Genomic DNA, 11714 nt, shown 5'->3' with positions numbered 1-11714 from the left:
CCCTTTTTGGGGGGGGGGGGGGGGGGGGGGGGGGGAGCGCCTCAAGACGCGACGGCCTCGATTTGAACCGCCGTGCCCTCTCCCCCAGCCCCTCTCCCGCAGGCGGGATGTGGTTGTCTCCCCTGTCCCGTGCGGGAGAGGGGAAAAATACATCAGGCCTTGCGCGGCTTGACCTTGCTGGCGGATTCCTTGGCGCGATTGCGGGCGGTATCGACGTCGGCGGCATAGGCCAGCGCCACACCCATGCGGCGCTTGGTGAACGACTCGGGCTTGCCGAACAGGCGCAGTTCGGTCTGCGGGACGCGCAGGGCTTCGTCCACGCCATCGAATACGATGCCTTCGGCGTCGACGCCGCCGTAGATCACGGCGCTGGCGCCGGGGGCGCGCAGGCTGGTGTCGACCGGCAGGCCCAGGATGGCGCGGGCGTGCAGTTCGAATTCGTTCTGCCACTGCGAGATCATCGTCACCATGCCGGTGTCGTGCGGACGCGGGCTGACTTCGCTGAACCAGACCTGCTCGCCCTTGACGAACAGTTCCACGCCGAACAGGCCCTGGCCGCCCAGGTCGGTCGTCACGGCGCGCGCGATGTGCTGGGCCGTTTCCAGCGCCTTCGGGTGCATCGGGTGCGGCTGCCAGCTTTCCACATAGTCACCCGCCACCTGCACGTGGCCGATCGGCTCGCAGAATTGCGTTTCCACCTGGCCATTGGCGCCCACTGCGCGCACCGTCAGCAGCGTGATCTCGTAGTCGAAATCGATAAAGCCTTCCACGATCACGCGACCGTGGCTGACACGGCCACCGGCCATGGCGTAGTCCCACGCCGCCTTGACGCCTTCGGGGCCGTCGATCTTGCTCTGGCCCTTGCCCGAGCTGCTCATGACCGGCTTGACCACGCACGGATAGCCAATGCCGCCATCGATGGCGGCCTGCAGCGCTTCGAGCGAATCGCAGAACTTGTACGGGCTGGTGGGCAGGCCGAGCGTTTCGGCGGCCAGGCGGCGGATGCCCTCGCGGTCCATCGTCAGGCGTGCGGCGCGGGCGGTGGGGATCACGCGGACCACGCCGGCCGCTTCCAGGGCTTCGAGCATCGGCGTGGCGATGGCTTCGATCTCGGGCACCACCAGGTCGGGACGCTCGGCCTCGATCAGCGCCTTGAGCTGCTCGCCGTCGCTCATCGTGATCGTGCGCGCGTGGTGGGCCACCTGCTGGCCCGGCGCGTTCTCGTAGCGGTCCACGGCGATGGTTTCCACGCCCAGGCGCTGCAGCGCGATCAGCACTTCCTTGCCAAGCTCGCCGGAGCCCAGCAGCATGACTTTGGTGGCGGACGGGGAGAGGGGCGTTCCAAGGGTGCTCATGGCGGGGGCTCGGCGGGAAGGAAAAACCGCGATTGTATACGGGCAGCAGGCTCACGGGCCAGCGGCGCGCCAAAAACAGAAAGGCCCCGCCGGGGCGGAGCCTTTGCGGCCATCCGGGGCAGCCCCGGAGCATGGCGATGGCGTCAGATCAGTACGCGATCTTCGCGCTCAGGCTGATGGAGCGCGGGTCGGCCGGCTGGGCGTAGTTCTCGTACTGGAAGGCCCAGTAGCGCTTGTTGGTCAGGTTGGACAGCGCCGCGCGCAGCGTCAGTTCCTTGCCCGCCACACGCGTGTTGTACGTGGCACCGAGATTGAACACCGTGTAGCCGCCCAGGTTCAGGTTGTTGGCGGCGTCGGCCTTCATCGGGCCGGTGTACTTGCCGTCCACGCCAACCTTCAGGCCCGGCACGAACGGGATGCGGTAGGCCACGCGGCCGGTCAGCATGAAGTTAGGGGCGCCCGCCACACGGTTGCCGATATTGGCATCGCCCTCGGTGTACTCGGTGTGCAGGAACATCGCGCTGCCGCCCACTTCCCACTGCGAGCCGATCCGCGACGAGCCGGCCAGTTCCAGGCCCTGGTAGACCGACTGGCCGTCCTGGACGAAGGTAGGCAGCGTGCCCGGGCCGTTGTCGCGCGCGAATTCGCTGCGGCGCTCGATGCGGAACAGCGCGGCGGTACCGGTCCAGATGCCCTGGTCGGTTTTGGCCCCCACTTCGTACTGGCGGCTCTTGGCCGGTGTCAGGCCCTGGCCGGCGTTCGAGTAGTTGGTTGCCACCACGCCGCCACCGTCAAACGATTCCACGTAGCTGGCGTACAGCGTCGTGCTCGGCATCGGCTTGAACATGATCGCCGCCGTGGGCGTCAGCAGGCCGTTCTTGGTGAAGCTGGTGTTACCCGAGCCCGTGCCGGTATAGCTGTTCTGCTCGTAGTTGGTCACGCGCAGGCCTGCCAGCACCGACCATTTGTCGGTCAGGTGCATCGTGTCGCTGACGAACGCGGCCTTCTGGGCCGTATCGCCGGCGCGGTATTTCTGGAACGCCGTGTCGCTGTAGTGCACGCCCGTGTACGGAGCGTAGAGGTTGCCGGACGCGAACGAGGAGTCGTTGAAAAAGTTGCTGGAATAGCGGTCGATCTGCTTTTGCCAGCTCAGGCCGGCCACCAGTTCGTGGCGGAACTGGCCGGTGCGGAACTTGCCCTCGACCATCGTCGTCCAGTTGCTGAATTGCTGGTTCTCGGCGCCGTCGTAGCGCGAGCTGGTGTAGTTGCCGGCGGCATCCGACAGGAAGAACGTGCTTTCGTTACGGCTGCGGGCCTGCTTGCTGAAGCTGTAGGTCGTGCTGACCGTCCAGTCCTGGTTCAGGTTGTAGCGCAGGCCGGTCTGGTAGACCTGCAGATTCGAGTAGAAGTGCGTGTCCGGGCCGCCGTAGAGACCGCCACGGCCGCTGATCACGCCCGGCAGCTGGTTGCCGCTCAGGCTGCCCAGGTAGAACGACGGCGTGGCGCCCCAGGTATTGCGGTCCTGATAGATGCTGTCGAACGTCCAGGTCAGGTCGCGCGTGATGCGGGCGTCCAGGCCCAGCGACACCGAATTGCGGTTGATGCCCACGGCATTGGCCGGCTTGCCTTCCTCGTGCGTCACGTTCAGGCGATACCCGAACATGTTGTCGGCGCCCGCGCGGCCGCCCACGTCGACGTGCTCGGTCCATACGTGCGACGACCGATAGCCCAGTTCCACGCTGGCCGTGAACTGGTCGGTCGGTTTCTTCGTCACGTAGTTGACGGTGCCGCCCGGGTTGCCAAACCCGTACATGAAGCCGGACGCGCCCTTGAGCAGTTCGACCTGGTCCAGCTGCTCGTACGGCAGCGTGATGCCGTAGGCGATAAACGGCATGCCGTTGATCTTGTACGCATTGCGCCAGTCGAGTTGCAGCCCGCGCACGGTGGTGTACGACGCCCACGCGTTGTTGCCGTTGCTGTTGTCCGAGACCGAGGCATCGTTGAAGAACACGTCGCCAACCTTGGTTACCTGGCGGTCGGCCAGGTCTTCACCGCTGACCACCGTGGTCGAAAACGGCGTGTCGAGCTGCGACCGGCTGCCCAGCGCGCCGCCGGAGGCCTTTTTCTGGAGCTGCGGGCCTACTTCGATGTCCTGCGCGGCGCTCACGGTCACCGTCGGCAGGGCCTGGTCGGCCGGCGCGGTCTGGGCGAAGGCGGTTCCGCATAGCGGAAAGCCGGCCAGGACGGCCACACGGGCGAAGGCGGCGAGAGGGCGGATGCGCGAGGGGGCGTGCTGCCGGCGGGATGCCGGCGACGGGCAGGACGTCATGATGCGGTTTGGCTCGTAAATGAAAACGTAAACCGTAATGCGAACAACTCGCATTACGGTGTCAAAGGGCGAATCATGCCCAGTGAGCACTTGAGCCGTCAAGAAAAAGCCATGGACCAGGCACGGCCTTTGCCATATTTCCAACAGGTGGCGGATTGGATGCAATCTGGACAAGACACGGCATCCGTCCCGATGCTGGGGGCGCGCTGGCGCGCGCTGGCGCTGACCACCCGATGCTCAGCGCAGTCCGAGCAGGTCTTCCAGCGTGCGGGCCAGCGCCACCACGCGCGGCCCCACGCGCTTCTGCACGGTGTCGAACGTGCCCGGGCGCGCTGGCACGCCGCAGTTGACGATGAACCATTGGGAGTCCACCGGTCTGCATAGCGGAACGGCGAAGCCGAACACGTCATGCCGCCATTCGGCCCGGTTCGAGCAGTAGCCGACACTTTCCAGGTCATGCCGCGCCTGGGACAGGGCCGCTTCGGCGCGGCGCCAGGCGTCGGGCGACGCCAGCCGCAGGCGGTTCAGCACCGGATCGCGCAATTCGGCTGGCACGCGCCACAGCCACGCCTTGCCGATGGCGGTGGTCAGCATCGGCAGCGCCGCGCCGATATCGGGCGGCACCACCAGGTTGTCGGTCGAGCGCGCGGTTTCCACGTAGATCATCTGGGTGCGGTCGCGGATGCCCAGCGACACGGCGCCGCCTATCTCGTCGGCCAGTGCCTTCATCAGCGGCCGCGCCACCTGGCGAATCTGCATGCTGGCGAGCAGCGGATAACCCGGCGCCAGCACCGGTGCGCCCAGGCGGTACTTGCCCAGTGCGGTTTCATGGCGCAGATAGCCCAGCACGGCCAGCGTATGCGTGAGCCGTGCCACCGTGGATTTCGACAGCCCGGTGCGCTGCACGAAATCGCGATTGCCCAGCAACGCCTCGCCGGGGCGGTAGGCCAGCAGGATGTCGATGCCGTTTGCCAGTGTCCGGGCGAACTGGCGGTCGGACGGATCGTTGTCTGGGGCGGGTGGCGGCGGCGTCCCGGTGTCATCGTGGATGTCTTGTGTCATGCCAGCAGCGCCTCGACTTCGGCCACCAGTTCCAGCAGGCGCGGCCCCATCTCGCTTTCGAGCTTGCCCGTCTTCATGCGCGCGGCGGGCACGCCGCAGTTGAACACCAGCGTTTCGCCGTCGATGGGCCGTTGCATCGGCACGGCCACCGCATGGACATCGGGCAGCCAGTCGCCCGCCGAACGCGCAAAACCGAGCGTGGTCAGGTCTTTGATGGCGGCCGGGATGGCGTCGGCGTGACGCTGCCATTCGTCGGGCTCCGTTTCGCGCAGGCCGGCCAGCACGGCGGCGCGCAGGTCGGCAGGCGCCTGGGCCAGCCAGGCACGGCCGATGGCCGACGCCAGCATTGGCAGCGACGCGCCGATATCGGGCCGGAAGGCAATGGCGTCGTGGCCCCGGCTGGTTTCCACGTAGACCATGCGCAGGCGGTCGCGCAGGCCCAGCGACACCGAACCGCCCATGCGGTCGGCCAGCGCCTTCATCAGCGGCCGTGCCACCTGGCGCACGCGCAGGCTCGCCAGCAGCGGATAGCCGAGCGCCAGGGCCGTCGACCCCAGCCGGTAGCGGCGCAGCCGCGCGTCATAGAGCAGCAGGCCGCGCACGGCCAGCGTGTAGGTCAGCCGGCTGATGGTGGCCTTGGACAGCCCCGTGCGCTCGGCCAGTTCCTTGTTGCTGAGTACCGCTTCGCCCACCCGGAAACACTGCAGCAGCGCCAGGCCATGCGCCAGCGTGGTGGCGAATGCCGGGTCGGGGTGGTGACGGGGAGATTTGGGCGCGGTCATTGGTTGTCATCCTACCGAAGCCAGTATGGCGCCGGGCGGGCGGGTGTTCAAGATAGCGAAACAACTGTGCCGGCATATCGAAGCCGCGCGTACGCTTGCTTCATCACAAAACACAAGACCGATGGAGCGAGACGATGATTCGTGACCCCGACGTATTCCAGCCGTTCCTGCATTCGCTGCGCCGCTTTGTGCGCGAGCGGCTGGTGCCGCGCGAAGCCGAGGTGGCCGCGCAGGACCGCGTGCCCGAGGATCTGGTCAACGCCATGGCCGCGCAGGGCATGTTCGGCTATTCGATCCCCGAGGAATACGGCGGCGCGGGCATGACCACCGAGGAACTGGTGCTGGCCGCGATGGAACTGTCGCAGTGCTCGGTGGCGTTCCGCGCCCGCGTGGGCACCAACACCGGCATCGGCTCCGAGGCCCTGGTGGCCGATGGCACGCCCGAGCAGAAGGCCCGTTACCTGCCACGGCTTGCCAGCGGCGAGCTGACCGGCTCGTTTGCGCTGACCGAGCCCGATGCAGGCTCGGACGCCACGGCGCTGAAGACCACGGCCGTACGCGACGGCGATGACTACATCCTGAACGGCACCAAGTGCTTCATCACCAATGCGCCCATTGCCGGCGTGTTCACGGTCATGGCGCGCACCGACCCGGAGAAGTCCGGCGCGGGCGGCATCTCGGCGTTTATCGTGCCGCGCGGCACGCCGGGGCTGGGCACGGGGCAGCCGTACCAGAAGATGGGCCAGGCCGGATCGCCGGTGTCCGAAGTCTATTTCAACGATTGCCGCGTGCCGGCCGCCAACCTGATCGGCGGCGAGGAAGGCCAGGGCTTCAAGACCGCGATGAAGGTGCTGAACAAGCAGCGCATCCATCTGGCGGCACTGTGTACCGGGCCGGCCATTCGCATGCTCGACGACGCGGTGCGGTTTGTCACCGAGCGCAAGCAGTTCGGGCAGTTGCTGGCCGACTTCCAGCTGGTGCAGGCCATGATTGCCGACTGCCAGACCGAGATCCACGCAGCCCGCGCGCTGATCCTGGAAACCGCGCGCAAGCGCGACGACGGGCAGGACGTGACGATGGAGGCGTCGATCTGCAAGTACTTCGCGTCCGAAATGTGCGGCCGCGTGGCCGACCGCTGCGTGCAGCTGTTCGGTGGCTACGGTTATATCGCCGACTACGGCATCGAACGCTTCTACCGCGACGTGCGCCTGTTCCGGCTGTACGAAGGCACCAGCCAGATTCACCAGCTCAATATTGCCAGGCGCACCTTCGCGCAGGCCGGCAGCCGCTGAGCGGCGCACCACGGGACGGCCGCCACAGAGCGGCTACCAAGATATCGACGGAGACAACATGTTCAAGCCCATCCTGATAGCCGCCGGACTGGCCTGCGGCATGGCCCTGATGCCGATGATGCCCGCCCACGCGGCCGACGCCGAGGCCCGGTATCCCAGCAAGGTGATCCGGCTGGTGGTGCCGTTTGCGCCGGGCGGGTCCACCGATATCGTGGCGCGGCTGATTTCCGAGCCGCTGCGCGAGGAACTGGGCCAGACTGTGATCGTCGATAACCGGCCCGGCGCGGGTGGCAATATCGGCGGCGACATCGTTGCCAAGGCCGCGCCGGACGGCTATACGCTGCTGATGGCCGCGGCCGGGCAGATCGCCATCAACCCGAGCCTGTACGCGAAGATGAGCTACGAGCCTGCGCGCGACCTGGCGGCCGTGACGCTGATCGCCCGGGACCACAACATGATGGCGGTGAATGCGTCGCTGCCGGTCAGGAACGTCAAGGAGTTCGTGGCCTACGCCCGCGCGCATCCGAACCAGATCACATTCGGCTCGCCCGGCAACGGCAGCCCGGCGCAGCTGGCCGGCGAACTGCTGAACCAGACCGCCGGCCTGAAGATGCAGCACGTGCCCTACAAGGGCAGCGGCCCGGCCGTGGCCGACCTGATCGCCGGCCATATCACGCTGATGATCGACAACATGCCGGCGATCTGGCCTCACGTGCAGTCGGGCAAGCTGCGGGCGCTGGCGGTAACCAGCGAGAAGCGCGCATCGGGTGCGCCTGACGTGCCCACGGCCGAGGAAGCCGGGCTCAAGGGCTATGTGGTGCCCGCATGGAAGGGGCTGATGGCGCCGGCCCATACGCCGCGCCCGATCGTCGACCGCCTGAACCAGGCCATGGTCAAGGTGCTGGCGCGGCCCGAGATCCGCAAGCGATTGATGGAGCAGGGCGCCGAGCCGGTGGGCAATTCACCTGAGCAGTTCGCGCAGCAGATCAAGTCCGATACCGCCTGGTGGGCCGCGCTGGTGAAATCCACCGGCACCACGCTGGACTGACGAAAACGCATGCCTTCCGGCAAGGAAGACCCTGGTTGCTGGCCGGCCGACGATCAGGCGTCGATGACCCGCCGCGCGAACCGTTCCAGGTAGTCCATCAGCAGGTCGGCGCCGCGCGCGGCGTCGGCCTCGTTGCCGCTGGCGATGGCGCTGGCCATGGCGTGGTGCGCCTGCGCGCCTTCGGCAATCTCGCCTTCGTGCTGGTAGGCGTACCAGAAGCGGCGGCACTGCACGATCAGCGGGATCACGGCCTTCACGGCCGACCGGTTGCGGCAGGCGGCGTGGTTGACGTGGTCCAGCGCCTGGTCGGCGGCCATGTATTCGTCCAGGTTGCCGCGCTGGGCGGCCTTCACCATCTTCTGTGCGCTCGCCAGCAGCGCCTTGCGCTGGACATCGGTGGCGCGCCGCGCGGCGCTGGCGGCAATCAGCCGCTCCAGCACGCGCCGCGTGGCAATCACGTCCAGGTGGTCCATCACATCGATGGTCGATACCATCAGGCCGCGCCGTGGCTGCTGCACGATCAGGCCCATCGACACCATGCGCATCAGCGCCTCTCGCACCGGCGTGCGGCCCAGCTCGGTCATTTCGGCCAGCTCGGCCTCCACCACGGGGCTGCCGGGCGCGATCTCCAGCTTCGAGATCATGGTCTCGATCCGGTCATAGGCGATATCGGCGGCGCGCCGCTTGCCGGTTTCCGGCGCGTGCGCGGCAGTACCCTGGGAACTGGAAGCGTTAGGCATCTCGTAGAAGTAAGCGGGGCCCGCCAGCCGGCAGGGCTGGCGGTGGCCGACATTATGCCGCAGGCGGGCAGGGCCTCAGAGCGTGGCGCCGATCTTGCGCAGTTCCGGGATGGCCGGGGCCTTGGCCACCCAGAGTTCGTCGAACTTTTTGATAACCGGCTGCGGATCGTAGCTGGATGCGCTCTTGAATGCCACCGACGACTGCTTGAGCTTGTCGACCAGGCCGGCTTCGGTGGTCACGATATCGTTGATCTGCGCCGTCAGCGCCTGGCTGACCAGTTGCCGCACCAGGTCGCGGTCCTTGGGGTCGAGCCCGGCCCAGATCCGGCCCGACACCAGCGGCGCGAACGGCATGAACAGCGCGTTCATCGGCAGCAGCGCCTTCGAGATCTTGTCGTAGCGCTGGTTCCAGGACAGTTCGATATCGGCTTCCAGCCCGTCCACCTGCCCGTTGGTCATGGCGTCGAATACGGCCGGGGTGGGGATGGGCGTGGGTGCGGCGCCCAGCATCGAATAGAAATCACGGTAGACCGGCGTGGGGTTGATCCGCAGCTTCATGCCCTTGAGGTCGTCGGGCGAGCCGATGTCCTTGGTGGCAAACACCACGCGCATGCCCGTGATACCCCAGCCAAGGCCGATGGTGCCGGTTTCGCGCGGCAGGGCATCGAGCAGCTTCAGCGCGGCGGGCGTGCGCACGAGCTTTGCCACGCTTGCCGTGGAGCGCACCAGGTAGGGAGCGTTGATGGCGGCCACGCTGGACACGCGCGACCCCAGTTCGGCGGCCTGGATCCAGCCCATGTCGAGCGCGCCCGACTGCAGTTGCTGCATCATCGCCGACTCGTTGCCAAGCTGGCCCGAGTGGAACACCGTGACGCTGAGCCTGCCGTCGGTTTCCTTCTTCAACGATTCGCCGAATGCCACGGCCGCGCGGTTCCACGAGTGGCCGGCCGGGGTAATCAGGCCCAGGCGGAATTCCTTGGTGGTAGCGGCACGCGTGGTGGACGTGATCACCAGCGGCGCGGCGGCGGTTGCCAGCGCGGTGGTCTTCAGAAAGCGGCGGCGGGTGAAGTGGGACATGGCAGGCTCCTGTACGTTCGGTGATATCGAGGGGGTGTCGAGGGAATGTCGAGGGGAAGGGAAACCGGTTACTTCAGCAGCCCGATGGACAGGCTGGGGAACAGCGACAGCAGTACCAGCCCAACGCAGCTGATCAGGAAGAAGGGCAGGGTGATCATGAACATCTTGCCGGGCTTGGCCCCGGTGACGGCCGACGCCACGAAGAAGCTCAGCCCCACCGGCGGCGACATCAGCCCCAGCACCAGGTTGATCACGATGACCACGCCAAAGTGGCGCGGATCGATGTGATAGACCTCGGTGGCTACGGGCAGCAGGATCGGCACGGTCATGATCAGGCCCGGAATGCCGTCGATCACGGTGCCGATGATCAGCAGGATCACGTTGGCGAGCAGCAGGAATGCCACCGGGCTGTGTGCCACGGTCTGGATCCAGGTAGCCACCATCTGCGGGATCTTCCCGTAGATCAGCAGCCACGAGAACACGGCCGCCGCCGCCACCAGGAACAGCACGATCGCCGAATAGATTGCGGAGCGCAGCAGGATGGCCGGCATCGTACGCATGTCGAATTCCTTCGTCACGTAGCGCCCCACCAGCGCCGCGGCCAGCGCGCCCACGGCGGCCGCCTCGGTCGGATTTGCCAGGCCGGCCAGGATCGAGCCCACGATCACGATCGGGATCAGCAGTGTCGGACTGGCCTGCAGCACGGTCGTCGCGCGCTCGCGCAGCGTCTGGCGGGCGCTGCGCGGGTAGTTGTAGAACATCCCCATGATGGCGATGATCACGAAGAACAGCACGGTCAGCAGCACGCCGGGCAGGATGCCTGCGATCAGCATGTCGCCCACGGCCACCTGGGCCAGCACGCTGTAGACCACGAACATCACCGAGGGCGGGATGATGGGGCCGAGCATGCCACCGTAGACGGTCAGGCCCGCCGCGAAGGTCTTGTCGTAGCCCTGCTTTTCCATCTCGGGCACCATGACCTGCGCCATGATGGCAACCTGCGCGGTGGCCGAGCCGATGATCGACGACACCAGCATGTTGGCCAGGATGTTGACGTAGGCCAGCCCGCCCTTGACCGAGCCGACAAAGGCCATCGACAGGTCCACCAGCCGGCGCGTGATGCCGCCGCTGTTCATGATCTCGCCGATCAGGATGAACAGCGGGATGGCGATCAGGCCGTAGCTGTCCACGCCGGCGAACATCTGCGTGGGAAACGACTGCAGCAGCACGGTGTCGCCGGTGCTGAAGATAAAGGCCAGGCCCGACAGGCACAGGCAGATGCCGATCGGCACGCCGGCCAGCATCACGGCGCAGAAGAAGAAAGTGGTCGTCATGGCTCAGTTCACCGATTCGGCATTGCCGACATGGAACTCGGGATACGCCCGGCGCGGCGCCAGGTCCAGGTCTTCGAGCAGGTTCGCCAGCGCATGCAGGCTCAGGGTGCAGGCGAACAGCGGCATGATCAGCTGCAGCACCCACATCGGCCATTCCAGCGTCTGCGTGCGCTCGGTGTAGAGGAAGTTGAACGACTGGGCCGCGTATTCCTTTGCGTCGAAGTTGAAGCTGGTGATGCCGACCGGGTCCATCCACAGCCAGCACATGGCGATCATGGCAAGGCCGAACACCAGCACGCCGCCCGTGGCGATGACCTTGGCGGCCTTTGCCAGCTTTGCGGGCAGCTGTTCGGTCAGCAGCCCCACCGCGAAATCGAGGCGCAGGCGCGTCATGATCGATGCGCCGACGAAGGTCAGCCACACCACCGAGTAGACCGACGCCTCGTCCACCCAGTAGAGCGGCAGGCCGGCGTAGCGCGTCACCACGTTCAGCAGGATCAGCAGCACCAGCAGGGTCATCAGCCCGCCAAGCGCCAGGCGCTCCACGGCGAGCACGGCGTCCGAGGCGCGCAGCACCCAGCGCACCGGGCGCGCCACGGGCGGGCTGGCGGAGGCTGCGTCCGCCGTGATCGAGGAGAGGTCTGGCATTGCTGTAAAGCTCCTGTGCGTGGGAATTGGCCGGGCCGGATCGAGCA

10 protein-coding genes are annotated in these 11714 nt (G+C 66.8%); 2 read left to right on the top strand and 8 right to left on the bottom strand.

Going from position 1 to position 11714, the window contains the following annotated elements; all coding sequences use genetic code 11:
* Positions 1-152 precede the first annotated feature (152 nt).
* From purT to A9J21_RS17720, 4 genes are all read right to left on the bottom strand, one after another.
* Complete coding sequence (gene purT, locus A9J21_RS17735) at positions 153-1355, bottom strand: formate-dependent phosphoribosylglycinamide formyltransferase (protein ID WP_066737957.1); 1203 nt, start codon at positions 1353-1355, stop codon at positions 153-155.
* A gap of 148 nt (positions 1356-1503) precedes the next feature.
* Entirely contained in the window at positions 1504-3684 is a 2181-nt protein-coding gene (locus tag A9J21_RS17730) for a TonB-dependent siderophore receptor (protein ID WP_066737955.1), read from the bottom strand.
* Between the two features lie 237 nt (positions 3685-3921).
* Positions 3922-4746 (bottom strand): IclR family transcriptional regulator, encoded by an 825-nt coding sequence (locus tag A9J21_RS17725; protein WP_066737953.1) that lies wholly within the window; start codon positions 4744-4746, stop codon positions 3922-3924.
* Entirely contained in the window at positions 4743-5528 is a 786-nt protein-coding gene (locus tag A9J21_RS17720; protein WP_066737951.1) for an IclR family transcriptional regulator, read from the bottom strand. The genes A9J21_RS17725 and A9J21_RS17720 overlap by 4 nt, the downstream gene beginning before the upstream one ends.
* A 134-nt stretch (positions 5529-5662) precedes the next feature.
* On the opposite strand from A9J21_RS17720, the gene A9J21_RS17715 reads away from it, so the two are divergent.
* Positions 5663-6820: an acyl-CoA dehydrogenase family protein gene (locus tag A9J21_RS17715; protein ID WP_066737949.1), complete on the top strand. Its 1158-nt coding sequence runs from the start codon at positions 5663-5665 to the stop codon at positions 6818-6820.
* 58 nt (positions 6821-6878) lie between these two features.
* A complete protein-coding gene (locus tag A9J21_RS17710; RefSeq protein ID WP_066737947.1) occupies positions 6879-7868 on the top strand; it encodes a tripartite tricarboxylate transporter substrate binding protein in 990 nt (329 codons plus the stop codon).
* 53 nt (positions 7869-7921) lie between these two features.
* Here the strand turns inward: A9J21_RS17710 and A9J21_RS17705 are convergent, their stop codons facing one another.
* From A9J21_RS17705 to A9J21_RS17690, 4 genes are all read right to left on the bottom strand, one after another.
* Entirely contained in the window at positions 7922-8608 is a 687-nt protein-coding gene (locus A9J21_RS17705; protein WP_066737945.1) for a GntR family transcriptional regulator, read from the bottom strand.
* Between the two features lie 75 nt (positions 8609-8683).
* The gene (locus A9J21_RS17700; RefSeq protein ID WP_066737943.1) at positions 8684-9685 is read right to left on the bottom strand and encodes a TRAP transporter substrate-binding protein; all 1002 of its coding nucleotides are present in this window, start codon (positions 9683-9685) and stop codon (positions 8684-8686) included.
* A 68-nt stretch (positions 9686-9753) separates the two neighbouring features.
* The gene (locus A9J21_RS17695) at positions 9754-11019 is read right to left on the bottom strand and encodes a TRAP transporter large permease (RefSeq protein ID WP_066737941.1); all 1266 of its coding nucleotides are present in this window, start codon (positions 11017-11019) and stop codon (positions 9754-9756) included.
* Positions 11020-11022: 3 nt separating this feature from the next.
* On the bottom strand, positions 11023-11667 hold the full coding sequence (locus A9J21_RS17690; RefSeq protein WP_082926490.1) for a TRAP transporter small permease: 645 nt from the start codon (positions 11665-11667) through the stop codon (positions 11023-11025).
* Positions 11668-11714 lie beyond the last annotated feature (47 nt).

This window comes from Cupriavidus sp. D384, assembly GCF_001652915.1.
Taxonomy (GTDB): domain Bacteria; phylum Pseudomonadota; class Gammaproteobacteria; order Burkholderiales; family Burkholderiaceae; genus Cupriavidus.
This window is presented reverse-complemented; position numbering and strand designations above follow the sequence as displayed.